The sequence below is a fragment of the Psychrobacter sp. P11G3 genome (assembly GCF_001435845.1).
In the GTDB taxonomy this organism is placed as follows: domain Bacteria; phylum Pseudomonadota; class Gammaproteobacteria; order Pseudomonadales; family Moraxellaceae; genus Psychrobacter.
This window is the reverse complement of sequence record NZ_CM003596.1, coordinates 1,820,850-1,844,471: the sequence shown is the minus strand read 5'-3', so window position 1 is coordinate 1,844,471 and position 23,622 is coordinate 1,820,850. Positions and strand designations below refer to the sequence as shown.

General features: G+C 42.8%; 16 protein-coding genes. 8 read left to right on the top strand and 8 right to left on the bottom strand.

Translation table 11 applies throughout. The features are described 5' to 3' along the window. Nucleotides 1-116 precede the first annotated feature (116 nt). The 4 genes from creD to pnuC all read right to left on the bottom strand — a co-directional run bounded on the left by creD (nt 117) and on the right by pnuC (nt 3,746). Entirely contained in the window at nt 117-1,703 is a 1,587-nt protein-coding gene (gene creD / locus AK824_RS07410) for a cell envelope integrity protein CreD (protein WP_057760310.1), read from the bottom strand. A 169-nt stretch (nt 1,704-1,872) separates the two neighbouring features. Further along, nucleotides 1,873-2,397, bottom strand: coding sequence for a TIGR00645 family protein (locus tag AK824_RS07405; protein WP_057760307.1), 525 nt, complete (start codon nt 2,395-2,397; stop codon nt 1,873-1,875). 79 nt (nt 2,398-2,476) lie between these two features. Beyond that, a complete protein-coding gene (locus AK824_RS07400; RefSeq protein ID WP_264753476.1) occupies nt 2,477-3,064 on the bottom strand; it encodes an AAA family ATPase in 588 nt (195 codons plus the stop codon). After that, nucleotides 3,036-3,746, bottom strand: a complete 711-nt coding sequence (gene pnuC, locus AK824_RS07395; RefSeq protein ID WP_057760303.1) for a nicotinamide riboside transporter PnuC — start codon at nt 3,744-3,746, stop codon at nt 3,036-3,038. The genes AK824_RS07400 and pnuC overlap by 29 nt, the downstream gene beginning before the upstream one ends. 295 nt (nt 3,747-4,041) lie before the next feature. Between pnuC and AK824_RS07390 the strand changes: the two genes are divergently transcribed. The 6 genes from AK824_RS07390 (at nt 4,042) to AK824_RS07365 (ending at nt 12,688) form a co-directional block, all read left to right on the top strand. After that, a complete protein-coding gene (locus AK824_RS07390) occupies nt 4,042-5,187 on the top strand; it encodes a beta-ketoacyl-ACP synthase III (protein ID WP_057760302.1) in 1,146 nt (381 codons plus the stop codon). 234 nt (nt 5,188-5,421) lie between these two features. Further along, a complete protein-coding gene (gene prfA / locus AK824_RS07385) occupies nt 5,422-6,513 on the top strand; it encodes a peptide chain release factor 1 (RefSeq protein ID WP_057760300.1) in 1,092 nt (363 codons plus the stop codon). A gap of 130 nt (nt 6,514-6,643) precedes the next feature. Beyond that, entirely contained in the window at nt 6,644-8,182 is a 1,539-nt protein-coding gene (gene lysS / locus AK824_RS07380; protein WP_057760298.1) for a lysine--tRNA ligase, read from the top strand. A gap of 115 nt (nt 8,183-8,297) precedes the next feature. Further along, nucleotides 8,298-9,560, top strand: coding sequence for a hypothetical protein (locus AK824_RS07375; protein ID WP_057760296.1), 1,263 nt, complete (start codon nt 8,298-8,300; stop codon nt 9,558-9,560). Nucleotides 9,561-9,629: 69 nt separating this feature from the next. Then, complete coding sequence (dnaX, locus tag AK824_RS07370) at nt 9,630-11,555, top strand: DNA polymerase III subunit gamma/tau (RefSeq protein WP_057760294.1); 1,926 nt, start codon at nt 9,630-9,632, stop codon at nt 11,553-11,555. A gap of 233 nt (nt 11,556-11,788) precedes the next feature. Next, on the top strand, nt 11,789-12,688 hold the full coding sequence (locus AK824_RS07365; RefSeq protein ID WP_057760292.1) for a LysR family transcriptional regulator: 900 nt from the start codon (nt 11,789-11,791) through the stop codon (nt 12,686-12,688). A 120-nt stretch (nt 12,689-12,808) separates the two neighbouring features. On the opposite strand, the gene AK824_RS07360 is transcribed toward AK824_RS07365, so the two are convergent. Continuing rightward, nucleotides 12,809-13,990: an aspartate aminotransferase family protein gene (locus AK824_RS07360; RefSeq protein ID WP_057760290.1), complete on the bottom strand. Its 1,182-nt coding sequence runs from the start codon at nt 13,988-13,990 to the stop codon at nt 12,809-12,811. A 40-nt stretch (nt 13,991-14,030) separates the two neighbouring features. After that, the gene (locus tag AK824_RS07355; protein WP_057760289.1) at nt 14,031-14,222 is read right to left on the bottom strand and encodes a DNA gyrase inhibitor YacG; all 192 of its coding nucleotides are present in this window, start codon (nt 14,220-14,222) and stop codon (nt 14,031-14,033) included. Between the two features lie 189 nt (nt 14,223-14,411). Between AK824_RS07355 and AK824_RS07350 the strand changes: the two genes are divergently transcribed. Further along, nucleotides 14,412-15,086, top strand: a complete 675-nt coding sequence (locus AK824_RS07350; RefSeq protein ID WP_057760287.1) for a class I SAM-dependent methyltransferase — start codon at nt 14,412-14,414, stop codon at nt 15,084-15,086. Nucleotides 15,087-15,153: 67 nt separating this feature from the next. Here AK824_RS07350 and AK824_RS07345 read toward each other — a convergent pair whose 3' ends face one another. Both AK824_RS07345 and purD read right to left on the bottom strand, forming a co-directional pair. Then, complete coding sequence (locus AK824_RS07345; protein WP_057760285.1) at nt 15,154-16,548, bottom strand: ABC1 kinase family protein; 1,395 nt, start codon at nt 16,546-16,548, stop codon at nt 15,154-15,156. Nucleotides 16,549-16,950: 402 nt separating this feature from the next. Next, a complete protein-coding gene (purD, locus tag AK824_RS07340) occupies nt 16,951-18,267 on the bottom strand; it encodes a phosphoribosylamine--glycine ligase (RefSeq protein ID WP_057762495.1) in 1,317 nt (438 codons plus the stop codon). A 458-nt stretch (nt 18,268-18,725) separates the two neighbouring features. Here purD and AK824_RS07335 point away from each other — a divergent pair, with 458 nt between their 5' ends. Beyond that, a complete protein-coding gene (locus AK824_RS07335) occupies nt 18,726-23,573 on the top strand; it encodes an NAD-glutamate dehydrogenase (RefSeq protein ID WP_057760283.1) in 4,848 nt (1,615 codons plus the stop codon). The last annotated feature ends 49 nt before the right edge of the window (nt 23,574-23,622 follow it).

Here is a 23,622-nt window from a genome sequence, read left to right as displayed (position 1 = left end):
CAGCCAAGTGCTGCTTTTAAATTATCAGATAAAAATCTCTCATTTACTGACAGTTTGTCTGACTGGTTTCATAAATAATATGGGTTAAGTGGCTTGCATAATTTACGTGACTTTATTTAAGTAACTTTATACCAGTCAAGTTTGCGAGTCATCACCATCACGCAGGCAAGTATCACAAAGCAGAATAGCGCACCCAGTAATAGATTTAGGTCCTCTGTACTTAAAATCCCAAAAAATGCAGCATATAGTCCAGCAAGTGTTGCGGTAAAGATGACTGCCCGTTTTAAACCGCCAAATACATAGTAGCTATACCAGCCAATAAGCCCTATACAGGCGCTAGCCGCTACAGTATATGCTTTCCAAAATACTATCTGCTCAGCCAGCGGTAGTAATAAGACATAAAAAACAAATAGCGCACAACCGACTAGCAGATACTGAATAGGGTGGATCCGACTTGATTTGAGCACTTCAAACAAAAAGAAAGTGCCAAACGATACTAAGATTAATAGCAGAGCATACTTCATGGCTCGTTCGGTTTGTAGATAGACATCATTTGGGCTCGCAAAACTAACCCCAAAGCTGTTCAGCAGAACACTTTGATTGCTGCCAGCCACTGTCGTGCTGTCTGCCGTCTGACCTCTCGATGACTCAAAATCGGTATTGAGCATTGATTCACTCATGATAGTACAGTGATGGTTAGGTGCGCTGATGCACTGAGAGAGGTATTGGTTATTGGCGACGGTCAAATACTGATTTTGCCAACTGGCATCAAATCCTCCAGCGGTAATGCTCTTGGTATTTGGTAATGCTTTACCGATGAAATTTGGTGTCTGCCAATCACTATGCATAGATAGAGTAAAGTTCTGCCCAGTTGGGACAGTCGTTACATTACTAATGCCAGCTAATGGCAAGTCGATCACAATATGAAGCGCTTGATTGTCTTTAGGGCTGGATAATTGGCTACTCACCTCTGATTTATTTAGATCTGTATTTATTGAGCCTGTGGTAGCCAAGCTATCTTTATTCTGCTGGCTAGTAAGATTGCTTAATTGCTCCAATACGTCTTTAGGAATATCTACTTCGACATAGGTTAAGTTCTCTATCATTGGTATCTGCGGATAGTTTGCTGCAATTGATTTTTGATTGATTGTGACAGTAGGCAAGGTAGCGACACCGCGTAAGTCAGACACGGGAATGATCAATTTTGCTTTATTCCAGTGGGTAATGGTTTTGGCTAGCTGTGTCTTATCTGTATCATTGTCGATTGTATTGCCAATCTGATCTAAATTTTCTAAAGTCTCAGCAAAGGTATAACTCTGATCGAATGTCAGCTGACCATCATAGCTAGTAGCGCTATAAATACCGCGTTTATAGGTGTCTGTGTTTACTTTTAGGTCTTGTGCAGCTTGCGTCTGAGAGGCAAATATCGTCTCAATCTTCGAGTATGACGGTTCGCATTTGCTCTTTATGTTTGGTGTACCTGTTGCATCTGACTGACATGCCGGTGTGACTGTCATGGGAATAGCGATAAATGGGTTAATCACTTCTTGTGGATTGACATGCTGCTCGCTGATTTCTTTTATCACTGACTCTGCGTAGTATTGCCTCTCGTATATGATATTACTAATCATAGTGAGCCCGATTGAAAAGACAATACACAGTCCTACAATGATGGATAACTTAGTCAATAATGTTTTTTGCATGTTGTCGCCTCCTAAGTATCTTGAATCCACAGCTGCCGAGATAGCAGACTGTGGCTTTAAAAGACATCATAGAAAGGGCATGAAGAGAAGATGTGCAAGAAATATGGAATAACTGTGAAAGGGCGAAAGTCGATATATTCGGATAATTATTTTTCGATTATTAATGTGCTTAATGCTTTTTCGTGTCGCCAACGACTTTATCCATGATAGCGAATAACAAGCCAGACAATACAAAGGTCATATGAATAATAACTTTCCACATGAGTTTGTCAGCATCAAGTTCACTCATTCCGCTAGATATATCCATAAAGGATTTTAAAAGGTCAATCGCTGAGATAGCAACGATCGCTCCAATGACTTTGAGCTTTAGACCAGAAAAGTCTACTTTACCCATCCAACTAGGTCGATCATCATGAGTGCCAGTATCGATTTTTGAAACAAAAATCTCATAGCCACTGAATATAATGATAAGCAGTAAACTAGCAACTAGAGAGATATCAACCAATACCAATATATTTACAATCACACTGGCTTCAGAGGCCGTCAGAATGTCAGCAAACATGTGCCATAGTTTTTGGACAAACTTAATAAATAATAAAATAATGCCTAGCACTAATCCTAGATAAAAAGGTGCCAGTATCCAGCGGCTATTAAATATGGTTTTTTCTAAATAAAGCTCAAACTTCTTTAGCATGGGTATCTCTTAAGTTTTAAAGACAAGAAAGTCTTAAAGACACAAATATGAATAAGTTTTTGGGTATAGCTATTTAGCTTTAGTCAGGCAATATGTTGTCTATATTAGCGAGCTTCGCTACTACTTTCTGAATGCGCGCTTTTCTATCGCCACTAATGCGTTGAAATGGTTTTTGATGCTTGCTTAATTGACTGGCAAAATAGTTGCTTATCTCATCGCGTTGATGCGGACTGTCTCGCAGGTCATCGGCGACCCATGGCGTATCAACATCAGTCAATAATATTAAATCATAGTGATGCGCCAACGCTGCTTGCTCAAGGGCCACAGGGCAGGCGCCATAATACCAATAAGAATAAACCATTAGTTCAAACAGACTGGTATCGCAAAACAAATAATGACTAGCATCAGACGTCTGAGCGACCTGTTTGGCTAGGGTATTTTCTAGTGTAATTTGCCCCTGTGCGATAGGGAGCAGGTCCTCCCACGTACAAGTCAGCTGCTCGTCGTCCCATTTTGCCTGTAAGTAGGTACGCATATATTCTGACACCCAAGGAGCATCAAAATGCGCGGCCAAATCACGACATAAGGTCGTCTTACCCGTACTTTCTGCCCCTAAAACCGCGACGTTGATGACAGATTTAGGCGTATGCTGCTCGAGGTTGTACACGGTAGCGTCGTTGCCATTCATAGTATGCCCAGATTGCGATAAGAGTGAAGACTACATATTGTAGCGCGGTAAAAGTAAAACCTTTATAAAAGTATAGTGGTACCGATATCGCATCAGCGATGATCCAGAGTATCCAATGCTCAATCTTGCGCCGTGCCATGAGCCACATCGCCATCAAAAACAAAGCCGTAGTGAGCATGTCAGTATAATCGACCCAAGTAAATAGATGGATTCCAAGTACCGCACCATCGAAACTAAAGCCATTATTAATTACTGGACGGAAATAATAAACCAAGCCTACAAAAGCTATCGTTCCCGCTGCCAAAGCAGAAAGTATCGGGATGTCACCTGCATGTAAATGTTCAATACGGACATTATTGGCATTTGACTGCTTGTGCTCAACAGAATGGTTTTTCTTGTTCTTTGACCAGTTAATCCAGCCATACAAGCTCATCACGGTATAGTAAGCATTGATGAACATATCGCCAAACAGCTGCCACTTCCACAGTAGGTACACAAATATAGCAGTGCTGACCAGACCAATAGGGAAGACTAGGATATTGGTTTTGCTGGCGAGTAAGACACTTGCTACGCCAAAGACAACGGCAATCAGTTCAAGAATGATGAATATTGTAGAGTAGTCAGCGTATTGACCAAATAACCAGTTGAGAAGTTCTGCCATTAGTATTCCTAAATATGAGCGCGTATCAATATTCTGAATTATTAAAATAGTTCGATGAATAGTACAGAATAAATGATGCTAATTATAACGTAGCTATCGAAAAAGGACGGCAGTCTTTGCTAATTTATGGCAAGAAACAGATTATTTGTAACAAAGTATTAGAAAAATTATAATATTCAGGCATAATAAACACACTGATTTTAAGTTTACAGTTATTCACTGAATTTGAATGGCTATTATTTTTCCACTTTTATGCTTATTCCAAGCACCACAGTAGTAGACAAGGAAGCTTATCATGACGACTTGTATCACAGGCACTGGTCTTTATATCCCACCTTACAGCATTAGTAACGAAGAGCTAGTTGAGTCATTTAACCAGTATGTTGAAAACTATAATACCGAACATGCTGAAGAGATAGCTGCAGAGACAGTGACGGCACTTGAGCCTTCTTCAGCTGCGTTTATCGAAAAAGTATCTGGTATTAAATCACGTTATGTGATGGAAAAAGAAGGTATCTTAAATACTGAAATTATGGCGCCAGTTATTCCTTACCGTAACTTGGGTGAAGAGCTGTCGGTCATGGCTGAAATGGGCGCAGCAGCACTTAGAGATGCCTTGGCTGATGCTGGACTTGAGGCCAATGACTTAGACGGTATCATCCTTGCTTGCTCAAACTTCCAGCGTACTTATCCTGCAGTTGCTATCGAAATCCAAAACGAAATTGGTATGATTGGCGGCTTTGCTTATGATATGAACGTTGCGTGTAGTGCGGCGACTTTTGGTCTGTCACAAGCACATGGTTCTATCATCTCTGGTTTGGCCAAGCGTATTGCTGTGGTCAACGTTGAGATTACCTCAGCGCATCTAAACTGGCGTAACCGTGACAGCCACTTTATCTTCGGTGATGTAGCGACCGCTTCTATCGTTGAAGAATTAGATACGCCAAAAGGTTACGAGATTCTAAACTCTAAGCTATTTACTCAGTTTTCGACCAACATCAAAAACGAATACGGCTTTATGGATCGCTCAGAGTATCTAGCAGCGCAGACTGAAATGTATCCAGATATCAAAGCACCGGTCACTGACAAGCTGTTTTTGCAAAACGGTCGTAAAGTATTCCGTGAAGTCTGTCCAAAAGTGTCAGAGATCATCACTGAGCACTTGCAAGAAAACGACATCCCAACATCTGATGTTAAGATGATGTGGTTGCATCAAGCCAATGCCAATATGTTGGATTTGATTCTGCGTACCGTGGTTGGTAAAGATGCCGATAAGTCGATTGCTCCAAGTGTTATTGCTGAATTTGCCAATACCAGCTCAGCGAGTCCTATGATTGTATTCCATCGCCACAAAGATGACTTAGTATCAGGTGATTTGGGCGTTATTTGCTCATTTGGTGCAGGTTACTCTATTGGATCGGTCTTAGTTCGCAAGGTCTAATACTTTAACTATTTGCCCTGATAAAAATAGCTAAGAGTCTTCTTAGCTATTTTTTTGTCTGTTGTTTTTGCTATTGAAATTAAGCTGTGACATCTAAATATAAACAGAGATGTTTGAGAAGATAGCATCGAGATTACCGACAATATCAACAAGAATTATTAGAGGTTTTAATTTACCCCAAAAAATTTGCTATAATCACGGGCTTATTCCTCTTATCCAATTAAAAGTCCTTTTATGAAAGAATCCTTACGCCTGCGTTTAGACCAGATGGTAGACCGTTATGAAGAGGTCACCGCTTTATTATCAGATCCTAGTGTCATCAGTGATAATAATAAGTTCCGCGAATTGTCTGTTGAGCACAGCGACTTGATGGAGATCACGACACTGTGGCAAAACTACGTGGGTGCAGAAACGGATCAGGCCGATGCAGAAGCGATGCTAGCTGATGCAACAGATCCTGACATGAAAGAGATGATGATCGATGAGATTGAGAGTGCGCGTGATACCATCGTAGAGATGGAAGAAGCACTCAATCTGATGATGCTACCAAAAGATCCTAACGATAAAGTGCCAGCGTTTTTGGAGATTCGTGCCGGGACAGGCGGCGATGAAGCAGCGATTTTCTCTGGTGACTTGTTCCGCATGTACCAAAAATATGCGCAGAGCCAGGGCTGGACGCTAGAAGTGCTCTCTGCAAATGAAGGTGAGCATGGTGGCTATAAAGAAATCATCACTCGCGTATCTGGCAATAGTGTATATGGTCGCTTAAAGTTTGAATCGGGCGCTCACCGTGTACAGCGTGTCCCTGAAACCGAGAGCCAAGGTCGTGTTCACACATCAGCTTGTACGGTTGCGGTCATGCCAGAAGTTGAGATTGATGATACCGTCGATATCAATCCTGCTGATATCAAAATGGATACTTTCCGCTCAAGTGGCGCGGGTGGTCAGCATGTGAACACGACTGACTCTGCTGTACGTTTGACGCATATTCCAACGGGTACCGTGGTAGAGTGTCAGCAAGAGCGTAGCCAACACAAAAACCGTGCGCATGCTATGAAAATGTTGGTCTCTAAAATCCAACAAGCCAAAGTACAAGCACAGGTCGATGTGGCGGATTCTATACGTCGTGACTTGGTCGGTAGTGGTGATCGCTCAGAGCGTATCCGTACCTATAATTTTCCACAAGGCCGCATGACTGATCATCGTATCAACCTTACCTTATACAAGCTTGATTCCATTATGGAAGGCGACTTGGACGAGATTCTTGATGCACTATTACGTGAGCATCAGGCTGATTTGATGGCCAGTATCGGTGGCAATGACTAGTAGTTAGTCTGTAAAAGTACTAATAGTTTTATCGTTTTTATCACCATGTCTGTTCTTATAATAATAAGTATTGATTTAATTTTTCTGTTTTCGTTTATCCATTTAATTACCTAAAAATATTGAGAGTGTTATGTCAAAGCACAATAATCAGAACCAAGATCAAACCCCAGTCGTAGAAGATGCTAACGAGCTAATCGCACAACTGCAAGCCAAGCTAGATGATATCAGTGCTTCAGGTAAACAGCCGTATCCTAATACGTTCAAACGCACTGATTATGCGCAAGACTTACAGACGGCTTTTGATGGTATCTCAAAGCAGGAAATTGAAGAAAAAGCAGCGAATGGTGAAAAAACACAGGTCAACGTGGCGGGTCGAGTCATGCTCAACCGTGGTTCGTTCATCGTGATTCAAGACATGACAGGCCGTATTCAGCTATATGTAGCACGTAAAGAGCTTGATGAGGAAACGCGTGCGAGCATCAAATCACTAGATTTGGGTGACATCGTTGGTGTATCAGGCTATATCGGTCGCTCAGGTAAAGGCGATTTGTATGTGCATATTGAAGAAATTACGCTATTGACCAAATCACTACGTCCAATGCCGAATAAGTTCCATGGCTTGGCTGATGTAGAAGCGCGCTATCGCAATCGTCATCTTGATTTGATGACCAATGAGACGACTCGCAATACCTTTATGGTTCGTAGTCAGATCGTTAGTGGTATTCGTCAATTTATGCTTAATGAGCGTTTTATGGAAGTCGAAACGCCAATGATGCATCCGATACCAGGCGGCGCAGTAGCTCGTCCGTTTGAGACACATCATAATGCATTAGACATGCCTTTATACCTACGTATCGCGCCTGAGCTTTATCTTAAGCGTCTGGTCGTTGGCGGGTTTGAGCGCGTGTTTGAGATTAACCGTAGTTTCCGTAATGAAGGGGTTTCAACCCGCCATAACCCTGAATTCACTATGATTGAGTTCTATCAAGCATATGCTGATTATCATGACTTGATGGATTTGACTGAGCGTCTGTTTAATCAGTTAGCAATAGATGTGTTGGGCACAACGGAGCTTACTTATCAAGAAGAAGCCATTAGCCTAAAAGCACCATTTGCTCGTCTATCAATGTCTGATGCGATTGCAAAATATGCTGAAAACTTTGACATGGCGCGCATCAATGATCGTGAATACCTAGCAGAATATGCATCTACGACACTTAAGCAACAAGTCAAAGATGTGTTTGGTGTGGGTAAACTACAGACGATTATCTTTGAAGAAACAGCTGAGCATCAATTACGTCAGCCAACGTTCATCACTGAGTACCCAGCTGAGACCTCACCACTAGCGCGCCGTAGTGATGACAATCCTGAGATTACCGATCGTTTTGAGCTGTTCGTTGGTGGTCGTGAGTTGGCCAATGGCTTCAGTGAGCTTAATGATCCAGCAGACCAAGCTGAGCGTTTCCGTGGTCAGGTTGCTGAAAAAGACGCTGGCGATGATGAAGCCATGCATTTCGATGAAGAGTATATCGAAGCATTGTCTTATGGTCTGCCACCGACAGCCGGTGAGGGTATTGGTATTGACCGTCTAGTAATGCTATTTACTGACTCTGCTAGTATCCGTGATGTGATCTTGTTCCCGCACATGCGCCGCAAACAAGACAGCTAAGGTGGATTTGCTTGCTGTAAATCCAAACTGATACTTAACTTAGCATAAAAAGCTTCTGCTCATTTTCACAGAATGGGTATAAGCTTTTTTGTGAAATATCGTTTATAGAGGTATTATGGATATTCAGCAAGCATCACATGTGCCATGGCAAAAAATGATTCAGCAATGTTTTTTATCGTTGTATGAGTTGCCTGATGACAAAATCACTGACTCTGATCATTTTCAGGGTTATGATTTTGTTTTTGAGTTTTCTGGCGCTACTATTTATTTGCTCGTCAATACCGTCGTGATGCAGGCAAATAAGCAAGAAGTGGATAATGCTAAAGTTCGTGAGTGGAGAAAAGAAGTTGTTAACCAACTTATCAAACGCCACGCTCAGATTTATCAAAAAAACGATAGCCTAATTGCAGATAGAAGTGCCGCGACAACTGATAAAGCAGTTTATTTTATTGGCTTAACGTCATTGTCTATCAATCATCAAGACGATCAATCGGGCCATTCATCTTATGCAGTTGGCTACGAATATGGCAGTCGGTTTTTTGCAGAAGACTGTGTTTTAGACTTAGATGATGAGCAAAGTATCTTACAAGTCTTTAGTCATCAAAACTTCGTTGATATCCTTAATCAGTTGGTGACGCCAAGTGATTTAACAACCTTTTTGGACTTCCATCGTCGTCAACTGTCTAGTTTTGCATCATTTCAAAACGAATCGACATTGCTTAAACAGTTTCTACAATCACCTGACTTTCATCAAAGAGCGATTAGGGTGCAAGAGCAGCTAATCGATAACGAGTTAATTGAGCAAGTTGAATTACGCTTACTCAAAGCAGCAGAGCCGAATCAGACTGTGTATGCCGATGCCTTAATGGCTGAGATGCAAAAAAATACTCGGATGTGGTTCAAGCTGTTTAACAGTGTTCTTGAGCGTTATTATGAAGCGGGTAGACCTTTACCAAATGATCAGGTTGATATTTTGGTAGATGAGTCAATGTATACCTATGCATGTCTAGTAGAGAAAATCTTAGCTTATAGAACCATGGATCAAGAATCGCGCTGGAATGGATATATCCGTCATGAGCATTCTTATCATGTATTTGGACGCCATTATCTCATGGTGTTTTATGCGCAAGACGATAGCAGTTCGCTAGGCGCAGAGAATGTTCGGCTCTCTTATAAAGATTTATTGTCAGATATCAATGTCCAGTTACAAGAGCCAGTGATGGACAATTTGTTTTTACTGGGCGTAGAGTTTAGGCCGTGCGAAGACAGCGTAAATACTGAGGTTTATCTAGATATATTTCATCAAGCAGGCTCATTGATTGATGAAAGTACTCAGCGCTTATATGACCGGCTGGCCCAACTTCAAGCTCAGTTATAACCAAAACATAGTATGATTCATTAGTTTGACGCTCCCTTTATATTTGTATTATTTACATTGGCATTTATTATGACGCAGCAATATCAAGTTTTAGCTCGCAAATACCGACCAAAAAACTTTCACGAGTTGATTGGGCAGACGCATGTGTCTCAAGCGCTGATTAATGCGATTGATTACAATCGTTTGCATCATGCCTATCTGTTTACAGGTACGCGCGGTGTGGGTAAGACAACGATTGCGCGTATTTTATCTAAATGCTTGAACTGTGATACAGGTATTACCAGCACTCCTTGCGGCGTATGTGATAATTGCGTTGCTATTGATCAGGGGCGTTTCATTGATCTTATTGAGATTGATGCCGCTTCGCGTACCAAGGTCGAAGATACGCGTGAGCTGTTAGACAACGTGCCTTATGCGCCAAGCCAAGGGCGCTACAAGGTCTATCTGATTGATGAAGTACATATGCTGTCTACGCACAGCTTTAACGCGCTGTTAAAAACGCTAGAAGAGCCACCTGAACATGTGAAGTTTTTATTAGCGACGACTGATCCACAAAAGCTACCAATTACGATTATTTCGCGCTGCTTGCAGTTCGTTCTGCGACCATTACCTCAAACGTTACTTAGCGAGCATTTGGCAAATATCTTGGCCAAAGAGCAGGTAGGCTATACTCAGCCAGCGATTTGGCAGTTGGCAAGTGCAGCCAAAGGTTCTGTACGTGATGCTTTATCATTGACTGATCAAGCCATTGCTTTTGGTCAAGGCGCACTAGATGATGCGACTGTTAATGCAATGCTTGGTCTTATTGATGCTGCTGACTTAGTGCGTCTAATCACAGATATTTATAATCATGATAAGTCTGCGGTTGCTGCTCATATTGAGCAAATGCGTGCGCAAATGGTCGATGCGACTAGTATGTTTGACGGGCTTGCTGAACTGTTACATCAGTTGGCATTGACTCAGCTGTTGCCTGAGGTCGCTCTTAATGTTAATGAGGCGCAAGCAAAAGATATTTATACGCTAGCTCAGCATATCAGTCCTGATGTCTTGCAGCTGTATTATGAGATTGTTGTACAAGCCCGTGAAGGTGTCAAGCTTGCAAGTACACCGATGCAAGCGCTTGAGATGTGCATCTTACGATTACTAGCGTTTCGTCCATTGCCAGTCGATGAAGTCTTGAGCAATACTTATGATAGCGATGGGTCTGCTACAAAAGTACCAGCTATAGAGCCAGTTTCTTCGGTATCAGCTCCAGATGCTATTGCACATGAAGCGTCAGCACCGCCGCCAGAGCTTTATAGTGTTGATTATCAGACACCAAGTCACGATGAGCTGCAAAGCGGTATTGATGATAATGACAATTTAGCACAGTCAACGGCTAGTGCTATGCCTGAACCTGTTGTTGAGCCTGAACCTGTTGTTGAGCCTGAACCTGTTGTTGAGCCTGAACCTGTTGTTGAGCCTGAACCTGTTGTTGAGCCTGAACCTGTTGTTGAGCCTGAACCTGTTGTTGAGCCTGGCGCAAATGATTCTCAGTTAACAGCCCACTCTGATCAAGATCCACGTACGTTGCTGCGTTGTCCACCTCAAGAGCTGACCGGCGAGTGGAACCCAGAAAAGTGGGACTACTGGTTACAGAAGGCTCGTGAAAGCGAGGTATTGGCACAAGATGAGCTAGCACTAGCACGGCAAGGTACAATGACTGGTCAATGCAATGGCAAAGCCACGTTTTTGACCAGTGTTGATAGTAAGCATTTGCAGGTCACTTTTCAGCAATTGGCAGCTAAGTTACAACAGCAATTTACGCAAGCTGACATTGACTTGAAAATTGATAGTAGTATCATGCAGACCGAAGATAAAACCCCAGAGCGCCGACAGAAGAAACGTTTAGAGCAAGCGAAAACCGTTGCTGAAACGAAATTACTAAAAACACCAGTAATGCAGTATTTAACTGAACGCGGTGAGGGGAAAATGGGTAAAGTACAGCTATATTGAGATTTTAGAGCAGTGTTTGCTCAAAGTATCTAAAAGTATATTTATATATTGAACGTAGTTTTATATTAAATATCAAGGTGATAGCAATATATCACCTTGATATTTTTGTTTTTATTACGGGTCAAAATATATTTATCAAACAAGAGAGAACCATTTGATAACGATAAGATGAATGCAAAGTCGTTATAATGGTTAAGTTATATTAAAAACTGAAATGACGTTTAGGTGAGAATATGTTGGATAATTTACGCGGTATGGCTGTGTTCGCCAGTGTGGTCGGACATGGCTCTTTTAGTGGCTCTGCACGTGAGCTAGGTATTACAACCAGTGCAGTCAGTCAGCAAATTCGTTCGTTAGAGAACGAGCTTGGCGTGGTATTGCTACATCGCTCAACTCGTAAGCTAAGCTTAACAGAAGCTGGCGAGAGCTTTTATGAAGCGGCAAAAGATGTCGTCAGTGCAGCAGAGCAAGGGCGTATCAAAGTTAATCAATTGCGTGATGAGCTAGCAGGTAGCTTGCGTGTATCGACCACGCCTGAGCTTGGTGTTAATCACATACTGCCAGCACTCTCTACGTGGATGGCGGCACATGATGATTTAAGCGTCACCTATTTAGCTGACAATCATTATATTGATATGATTGATGAGCGTATTGATATTGCCATTCGCATGAGTCCATCGATTAATGATTCTAGTCTGAGCAGTCATCCATTGACTGATGTGCGCCAACTATTGGTTGCCTCACCTCAGTATTTGCGTCAGCACAGTAAGTTAAATACGCCTAAAGACTTGGCTGAGCATCAATTAATCTGTATTGAAATCATGAAAGATGCCAATCAGATTGATATGATCCAGACTGAAACCGGAAAGAAAACGCGTGTCAAAATGAACTCACGTATCTATACCAATAACGTGTTTATGGCAACGACGTTGGCTAAAGAAGGCCACGGTTTGGTTAGAATGTTAGAAATGGATGTCAAAAAAGAGCTTGAGAGCGGTGAGTTGGTAGAAGTGTTGACTGGCTATCAACTGCCAAGCTTTGTGCTATATGCGGTCACTTTAAATCGCGACCAACAGCCAGCTAAAATCACTCGTTGTCTAGAAGTACTGAAAAAATACTTCCATGCAAACTAAGTGTTGTTCTCACTACGCACGAAACGTTTTTAGTTAGCAATAAGCAGTTAGCAAAAAGCCTATAGATAATGAATCATCTATAGGCTTTTTTGTTGTCTGTTATTAACGTTGAAGCATGCTTTAAAATGATGGCTTTAGTAGATTGATTAGACGCTCAGCGACTTGTGTGCTTTCATCACGGCTCATGTTAAGCGGCGGCAGCAAACGCACAACATGACCACCCGTCACATTGATGATCAGCTTTTGCTCATCACGGGCACGATCCACCAGTTGGCTACAATCCATATCTTCAGGTAGCGCGATACCAATCATCATACCTGCACCGCGACTACTAACGCCATGTTGGCCAAATTCATCAACGATACTTTCTCTAATGAATAAACCCTCAGTCACTGCGTTTTCCATGATATTACTATTTGCTAATACGTTATACACGCTATGTACCACACGGCTGGCCAATGGCGTACCACCATAAGTGGAGCCATGGCTACCAGCACCAAACAAACCATTGGCACGGCCACGTACCATGCACGCACCGACTGGGAAACCATTACCTAGACCTTTGGCTGTTGTCAATACATCAGGGCGAGCGTTACTGTGTTGATAAGCAAAGTACTTACCAGTACGGCCATTACCTGTTTGCACTTCATCCAGCATAAATAGCCAGTTATGAGCGTCACATTCTGCTTGTAGCTCTTCAAGATAAGTGAAGCCATTGGCTGCAGTATTCAGGCCGCCTTCGCCTTGGATCGGCTCTACAAAGATAGCGCAGATATCATCATGTTCTTGAGCCGCTTGTTTGACAGCTTCGATATCGCCAAATGGCACACGAATAAAGTCTTCATCTAGTGTATAAAACCCTTCACGTGCTTTTGGATTTGCAGTAGCTGACAAAGATAATAACGTACGACCATGGAACGATTGCTCCATTACGATAACTTTTGGACGTTTAAAACCTTGCTTGTACGCGTATAAACGTGCCAGTTTCAATGCAGCTTCATTGGCTTCGGCGCCACTATTGGCAAAAAACACACTGTCCATTTGGGCGGCGGTACATAGTATTTCTCCAGCACGCTCTTGCCAGTCGATGCCGAACAAGTTGCTCGTATGAATTAACATACCTGCTTGCTGCTGAATCGCGTCAGTGACTTGTGGATGACAGTGTCCTAAGCCGCATACCGCGATACCAGTCAAGGCATCTAAGTAAGGCGTGTCATCTTTGGTATAGAGCCAACTGCCTGCACCGCGTGTAAAGCTGATTGGTTGACGGTTATAAGTGGGCATCAGGTAAGTAGCAGACATGTAAAGCATCCTTGGTATAATAATTGAGTAAAAGTGTGGGTTATAGCTCGTCAGAAAAAGGCGTGGTTTCTGCAGGTAAGGTGTAATCTTCGTTTGCCCAAGCACCTAAGTCTATAAGTTTGCAGCGACTGCTACAAAACGGCTTATATTTATTGTCTTGCCAGGCCGTCTGAGTACCGCAACGTGGACAAGGGTAGGTCTTTGGAGGCGTATTTGCAGTAGAGTCAGTCATAAGAAAAGAGCAATGTCCTAAATGTTATTAGTATTGGTTGCATATGGCACAAGTATAAAACGCATCCGTCATTTAAATTACGACGAAACGAGGCGTACTCGCTATCGCTGTATTACTATTCAATTGGATTGACTATATAATAGCATGGGGCCGAATAATGACAAAAGACAAATGCTTTAAGGATAGTAGATGACCGACAATATTGATCTCACGCATCAGCAAGAGCGTGCCTTTCAACCACAAAAACTGTCAGCACCGCGTGACTTTATTATTCCAAATATCATTAATGACAAGAAAAATGAAAAACCGTTAATGCTAGAGATTGGAGCAGGGAAGGGCAAGCATGCACTTAGCTTTGCCGCACAAAATCCTGATAAGCATCTGATAGCCATTGAACGCACACGTAATAAATTTGAAGCATTCTCAAAATTAGCAAATCTACAAAATCTATCAAACCTAGATGCGATTCACGCGGATGCGATTGCATGGACAGTGCATGCCATTGAACCAAATAGCTTGGCTAAAATCTTCATTCTTTATCCCAATCCCGAACAGCATAATCCAAATCAACAATGGTTGAACATGCCTTTTTTTGAGTTTCTATTATCACGTTTGCAAGTGGGCGGAGAAGTGATATTAGTGACTAATATCGAATCCTATATGGACAATGCAGAACATCAAGCAACCAAAGTATGGTGTCTACCATCAACACGTTCTCGAGTACCAGCGACCAGTCAGCGCACTCATTTCGAAGTGAAATATCTTGCCCGACAAGAAGTGTGTTGGGAGCTAAGTATTCGTAAGCCGAAGTGGTATAAGACAAGATTTGATGATTGGCAGGTAAGTGCTATAAGCGAAAAATAATAGCCTAAGTGAATAAAACTGAAATAATAAAAGCCGTCACTAAAGGACGGCTCAAAATTTGCACGGTTTATAAATAAGGTTTTACGAGACTGTTAGAGTTGGTATGCGCATCTAAAACAGTCAAAAAAGTATATGCACCGATAAACTTGCGGCTAATAAACATAAATTCTTTTGGTGGCAGATTAAATTCGAAGGACTGCATTGCACGTGTAGCCGTAGTAGATAGGCGTGAATGCAGTTTACTGTTGGCCCAAATATAGCGATTCTGCTCATCTAAACATTCGCTAGGGATATTGGGATTTTTCTCAGGATCACTAAAAGGCTCTGTCGCCAGTAAAAATAACGAAGCAATATCTGAACGTACTTTATTACTCATGCTATCGAAAAAGTCGTATCCTTTCATAGCAATGCTCATTGCTTGCTGATCATGGCGATATCCCGCGCGTAGTAAACCACGGGCAATCGTTAATAAGTTACCATCAAACTGACGAATCGCTCCAAAATCTAGCAAAACCAATCTATCGATATCTTTATCGTTTTCGCTCACGCGCACCAAATAATTACCAAAGTTGGGATCTGTCTGCATCTCACCCCATACAAAAATCTCTTGCATCATAATTTCTATGGCCGCTTGACCAATGGCATTACGGCGTTCATGAGGTAATAATTGTAATGCTTCCGAGACCACAGTGATACCTGGCTCGTATGACATACATAGCAGACGTTTTTTAGAATAAGTACGATTAATCTTAGGCACGATATAGCGCGGATCATCAATTAAACGCTCGTAAAAACGTTCTGTCGTAGCCGCTTCCGCTTCATAATCGACTTCGTGATGGAGTAGGTCACGTATTTCCTCAAACCAAGCATCGAGTGCGCGTGTTTGAGGGACGATATTACTTACTTTTAACAATCGTTTGAACAAGGCAAGATCAGAGTTGATAGCGTCTGCCACACCCGGATACTGAATTTTTAAGACGACTTGTTCGCCAGTGGCGAGTACGGTCGCACGATGAACTTGAGCAAGAGAAGCCGTTCCGATAGGGACGGGATCAATGTCTAGCTCGTTTAGTTTGTTGCCCAGTAACTGGCGTAATGTTTGCTCAATCGTTGGCCAAGTTAATGTCGCTGTATCATCATTAAGGGTTTGCAAAGCGCGCGTGATCTCTGGCGGCAGTATGTGCTCACCATAAATCGCTAGCATTTGACCAATCTTGACGACCGAACCTTTCAATTTACCCAGCTCTGATGCCAGATAATTTGCCTGAGTTTCCATAAACGCTTGATTGCGTGCAGTACGAGCTTCTTTATTTAAGAACATACCAGACACGCTATTACCCGCCCAACGACGACCAATATTTAAAGAAGTTTTTGCAATCGACATACGACGATCAAACCCTGAGGTTTTTAGGCTATCGATTGATTGCTTGTTGCTAAAAGGTTTAGACGTATCATTTGCCATAAGTATAATCATTCATCCAATTGGTATTGATTTGCGGGTTCGAAACCTACAATACAAGGGAGACGTGATGCACAGGTACAAAATTGTATCATATAAAGCGCGTTGGTTTTATGAGCCTGAACTGGCCATTGATAGTTACTTTGTAAGCCAATATCTAGCGGTAACTATTGATAATTAGCAAGCTTACTGACTATTAAAATTTAGAAAAATCTATTTATAGCCAATAGGTCAGTATCAAAAAGATAATAAAAAATAAGACCTAGCATGATGCTAGGTCAAATAATGATGTAGAGCTATAAAATACAGAAATACTATTAATCAAACATATTGAGCAAAACCTTCGCATTATCTAAAATGTTGCCCAAGACGTTACTCAATATGTCTCTTAGGATGCCTTAGCTGCTAAGCATTTTCGCGAGTGATGGCATGATGACCAATATCACGGCGGTACTGCGCACCATCGAAGCTAATAGCAGCGGTGACTGCTAAAGCTGCTTGCTGAGCATCAGAAATGCTATCTGCTAGCGCAGTTACACATAAGACGCGCCCGCCGTTTGTGACGACTTCTTTATCATTATCGTTAGAAAACGCCGTTCCAGCATGGAAAACTTTAACAGCTTCGTCGTTGTTAGGATCTAGCTCTGGCAAGCCTGCAATCACATCACCTTTAGACGAAGTTTCAGGGTAGCCTTTTGATGCGACAACGATACCTAGAGCAGGGCGCGCATCCCATTTGGCTTCACTAGGTAATTTACCTGCCAAACCTTGTGCGACCAAATCGATCATTGATGACTGCAAACGCATTAAGATAGGCTGCGTTTCAGGATCACCAAAACGGCAATTGAACTCGATGACATACGGGTCGCCTGCCTTATCAATCATAAGACCAGCGTATAAGAATCCAGTATAAGGATGGCCTGCATTTTTCATGGCATCGACTACTGGTTGAATCACTTGCTGCATGACTTTGTTATGAACATCGCTGGTAACAACTGGAGCAGGGGAGTAGGCACCCATACCGCCAGTGTTTGGACCAGTATCACCTTCAAAAGCACGTTTATGATCTTGGCTGGTTGCCATTGGCAAAATGTTGTCACCATCAATCATGCAAATAAAGCTGGCTTCTTCACCCTGTAAGAACTGCTCGATAACCACGCGGCTACCAGCATCACCGAACTTATTGTCTGCTAACATATCGTCGATAGCTTCATGTGCTTGTTCGATCGTTTCAGCGACGATAACACCTTTACCTGCTGCAAGACCATCTGCTTTGATAACGATAGGTGCGCCTTGCTCATCGACATAGGCTTTTGCAGCGACTGCGTCTGTAAAACCTTGATAAGCAGCGGTTGGGATATTGTTTTGCTCCATGAACTCTTTAGCAAAAGTTTTTGAGCCTTCTAACTGTGCACAGTACGCTGTTGGGCCCCATGCTTTGATACCTGCTTCTCGACAAGCATCAACAATACCCGTAACCAGAGGCGCTTCTGGACCAACAATTACCATGTCGATATCATTATTTTGACAAAACGCGATAACAGCACTATGCTCGCCTGCGTCAGCGTCGGTAGACTCTAGCGTAACGTTTTGGCATTTAGGCTCAAGGGCGGTGCCAGCATTACCAGGAGCGATGTAGACATTTTTTACATTGTCATCTTTTGCACATTGCCATGCCAATGCGTGTTCGCGACCACCTGAGCCAACCACCAAAATATTCATCATACCTTTTGCCCTTAGCATTAAAGTTAATAGTGAGCGAGTCGTACGCTCTTAAATATGTTGGCATATTCTAACAAAAAAACGCCTTCAATTACCATGAGTATCCGCCTGCCAGCACCGAATCATCCATATCGATGTCTAAAAATGCATTGTCTCATTAGTAAAGGTTATCGACACATCGCTGATTCATGAAATGATGTTGTACACTTTAGCTCGCGCCTTATGTGCGTTACACTTCACTATATTGGTAGTATTAAATTCTGATGGCTACATATTAATAAAAAATAAGAGCAAAAAAGGAGAAAATTTCTAACTGTTATAAAAATAAAATAAGTCGCGTGAATGGAAATACTGCACCGTTGCACCAATGATGAATATGCAGTAACAGTAGTCAATCTAAATCGATAAACTTAAATAAATAAATGTTAAACCAAATCTATAAAAAAAGGACGCAGGAAATGCCAAACTCCCTCAGTATCGCAAAAGAGCGCATTAGCCAGATAAGCGATATTGCTACCAGTTATGTACAAAAAGACAAATCGCTATTTGATCATTTTATTCATAGCTATTATCAGCCGCTGCATCAAGAAACTGCAGAGGCGATTAGTAATGCTGACTTGGCGGGCATGGCGCTACATCACTTTACACTACTCAAAGCTTACGACGGCAGCAAGCCGCAGCTGACAGTACTAAACCCAGCAGCAGAAGAGCAGCACTTTCACAGCTCGCACACTGTCATTCAAATCGCAGCTTATGATAGACCATTCTTAGTTGATACGATTTTGATGAGCCTAGAAGCAGAAGGTATCGATGTTCATCGTACTTATAACATCATCATCAGTGTTGAGCGTGATGACAATGGTGATATCACCCATATCGAAGGCGCACATGAAAGTGCCACTTCACATATGTCATTGATTCATTGTGAAATTGCTTACCAAGACAACGAAGACTTGGAAGCACTTCAACAGATGCTGATGTCAAAAATTGACACGCTTGATACGGTCGTTGGCGACTGGAAGCAGATGCGTGCGCAGTTGAATGACATTAAAACTGAGCTTTCTACTAAGCCGCTACCAGAAGTATTTTACTCACAACAAGAAATCCAAGCATTTTTAGATTGGATCTTAGACGATCACTTTATATTCTTAGGATATCGTGAATACCGCTTAGAAGGTGGTCAGTCTATCGAAGTGACTTCTGAGCCGACCGATTTAGATTTATTTGCGATTGGTAACAGTGGCCTCGGTCTATTACGTGGTTCTGAGAAAGATAAGCTATCAGAAAGCTTTAGCCAGTTGCCTAGAGGATTAAAGCAATTGTTGACTGAGCCACGCGTGTTAATGCTGTCTAAATCAAGCCGTGTGTCACCTGTGCATCGTTCAGTATATATGGACTTTTTGGGCATTCATAAGTTCGATGATAACGGTAACCTAATTGGTGAATACCGCTTTATCGGTTTGCTTACCTCACAAGCCTATCAGCTCACTGTACAGCAAATACCGCTATTGCGAGAAAAAGCCAATAAGATTATGGCAATGGCAGACTTGCCACGTGACGGTCACGCTCATCACAAGATGATGCATGTGATTAATACTTTGCCACGTGATGATTTGTTCCAAGCCAGCGTCGAAGAGCTATACCCAATTGTTTCGGGCATTACTCAACTACAAGACAAAAAGAGCTTACGTCTATTTAGCCGTATTGACCATTATCAGCGTTTTGTTTCGTGCTTGGTCTATATCCCGCGTGATAAGTTCAACACCGAGCTACGTATCAAAGTACAAAACGTCTTAAAAGACGCCTATAACGGTATGTCTTCAGGGTTTACTACTGAATTCAATGAATCTGCGCATGCTCGTGTACACGTTCACGTACGTACCGTGCCTGGCCAAGTAAATGACGTCAATATCGCTACACTTGAAGCCAAATTATCAGCACTCATGCAATCATGGGATGATAATTATCAAAAAATGCTACTCGACAATGTGGGCGAACAACAAGCCAATGCTTTAAATCGTCGCTTCTTAAACTATATTCCTGCTGCCTACCAAGAGCGTTTTGATGCTCGTACCGCAGTCGAAGACACGAAGCGTCTGGCAGGACTGACCGCAGAGCAACCAATGCTTTGGCACTTATACCAGTCGACAGGCGATGCACGTAACCAGCTCCACCTAAAGCTATACGGTCGCGAGCAGCCGGTTATCTTGTCAAAAGTATTACCAATACTTGAAAACTTTGGTGTGTCAGTTATCTCAGCACAGACTTATGAGTTTGACTTGCCAGAGCAGCCTATCTGGATGCAAGAGTATGAACTGACCCTAGAGCATGTCGATACGGTCAATATGCAAGTAGTACGTGGTCAGTTCGAAGACAGCCTCAAGCAAATCTGGGCAGGTCGTGTTGAAAGCGATTCATTTAATGAATTGGTATTAACGACTAAGCTCGATACTTATGATGTCGTCGTATTGCGTGCATTGTCTCGCTATATGCTGCAAGCACGTGCGCCATTCTCTAGTGCTTATATTCAGCAAACTGTGGTCAAAAACAGTGATATCAGTGTCGCGTTAGGTAGTTTGTTTGACGCACGTATGAATCCTAAGTATAGCGAAGAAGAACGTCAAGAAAAGGCTGCTACCATTCAAGAGCAAATCACAGCTGCGTTAGCAGATGTGGATAGCCTGGATGAAGATCGTATCTTGCGCTGGTACTTAGATTTGATCAATGCGATGGTACGTACCAACTTCTATCAAGTGGATAGTGATGGTCAACGCAAAGATCGTCTGTCATTTAAATTCTTGGCAGCAGACATTCCAAACTTGCCTAAACCAAAGCCAATGTTTGAGATATTTGTGTATTCACCACGCGTCGAAGCTGTGCACTTACGTGGCGGCAAAGTCGCGCGTGGTGGTCTGCGCTGGTCAGATCGTATGGAAGATTTCCGTACAGAAGTACTTGGCCTTGTCAAAGCACAGATGGTCAAAAACGCAGTAATCGTCCCTGTAGGCTCTAAAGGCGGATTTATTGTAAAAACTAAGAGCATGGCTGATGGTCGTGAGGCGTTCCAAGCAGAAGGTATCGCTTGTTATCAGACATTCTTACGCGGTATGCTTGATGTCACAGACAACATTGTCGATGGTACTATTGTCCCGCCAGCCAACACGGTACGCCATGATGAGGACGACCCGTACTTGGTTGTTGCAGCAGACAAAGGCACAGCTACTTTCTCTGACATAGCCAATGCGTTAGCAGCAGAGTACAACTTCTGGCTAGATGATGCCTTTGCATCAGGTGGCTCAGTAGGTTATGACCATAAAGCAATGGGTATCACCGCTCGCGGTGGTTGGGAGTCGGTCAAACGTCACTTCCGTATGCGCGGTATGGACATCCAAAACCGTGATGACTTCACCGTTGTCGGTATTGGTGACATGAGTGGGGATGTATTCGGTAATGGTATGTTGCTATCAACGCATACTAAGCTCGTTGCTGCCTTTAACCATTTGCATATCTTTATTGATCCTAATCCAGATACAGCGGCTTCATACGCTGAGCGCGCACGCTTGTTTGAATTACCACGCTCATCATGGGCAGATTATGAAGCATCATTAATCAGCCAAGGTGGTGGTATATTCTCACGCCAAGACAAGACCATCGCTATCAGCCCTGAGATGAAATCGCTCTTCGATATCAGTGAAGACAGCCTTGCACCGAATGATTTGATCAGTGCGTTACTACGAGCACCTGTCGATCTGATCTGGAATGGTGGTATCGGGACTTATGTCAAAAGTGCAAACGAAACGCACGCTGACGTGGGCGACCGTGCGAATGACTCGCTGCGTATCGATGGTAATGAGCTACGCGCAGCCGTCGTTGGTGAAGGTGGTAACTTAGGTCTAACTCAGCAAGGTCGTATCGAGTACGCTCAAACGGGCGGCCGTATCTATACAGATGCAATCGACAACTCAGGCGGTGTTAACTGTTCGGATCATGAAGTCAACATCAAAATCCTACTCGGCAAAGTGGTCGAGCAAGGCGATATGACACTGAAGCAACGTAATGAGCTGCTTGAGAGTATGACTGACACCGTAGCAGAATTGGTACTACGTCAAAACTACTTGCAACCACAAGCGATTGAGCTAAGCCATATCCGTGCCGCAGCTAATTTGAGTGATCATCAGCGCTTTATTCAGATGCTAGAGAGTGAAGGGCGTCTGGATCGTGCGATTGAGTATCTACCATCAGATGAAGAGATTGCGAAACGTCAAAAAGCGGATACTGGTCTGACCAATCCTGAGCTAGCAGTGGTCTTGGCCTATGGCAAAATGTGGGTCTATGACAATCTATTATTGTCTGACTTACCAGATGATCCGTACTTTATCAATGAGCTACGTAAGTACTTCCCAGATGAATTGGCTTCACGCTTCTTTGACGAGATGACTGAGCATCGTTTGCATCGCGAGATTATCAGTACTTACTTGACCAACAGTGTGGTCAACCGCTTAGGTATTGAAGCGCTATTCCGTCTCTTTGAAGAAACCGATCAATCACTAGCCACTATCGTACGTGGTTATGCGATTAGCCGTGATGTATTCAACGTATCGCGTGCCTGGAAAGCACTTGAAGCCCTAGACAATCAAGTTGAGGCGACGTTATTGCTAAATCTTGAGCTACGTCTACGTGATTCACTTGAGCGCGGTGTGGTCTGGTTTATCAACGCCTTTGGTCAAAATCTGCAAGTCGCGGATATGATTAGCCGCTTTAGTGAAAGCGTTGAAAAATTGACCAAGCCAAGTGGTTTTATCGAGCAGCAATTTGCCCAATATCTGCAAGAAGACACCAAACGCTTGATGCAAAAAGAGCTGTCTGATAATGACGCTACGCTATTTGCAATGCTACCGTACCATGTCGATGCACTTGACGCTGCATTGCTTGCTGAGCAATACGAGCGTCCTGTCGATGAGATAGCAACTTTATACTTTGAAGCTTATCAAGTGTTGCAGTTAGACTGGATGATGGAAAATATTGCCAGCCTACCACAGCAAGATTATTGGGATCGTCGTGCACGTCATGCGTTAGTGAACGAGCTGTCACGCAGCTTGCGTCTATTGATGGATGCGGTACTCTCAAAACCAGATGCTAAACAAGCATTTAGTGAATGGAGAGCTAGACACGTCGATCAGCTTGCAGCAGTCACCACAGAGATGCATAAGTTAGATGAGCTGCATAGCAACGATGAAGAAGGTCAAATCGGTCTTTCAACGTTGTCAGTATTGATGAGTGAGCTTAGTGGTTTAGTTACTAAGTAATGACATAATATCACTCCCAAACTGTCTCACAAAAAAACCACCGTCCTTC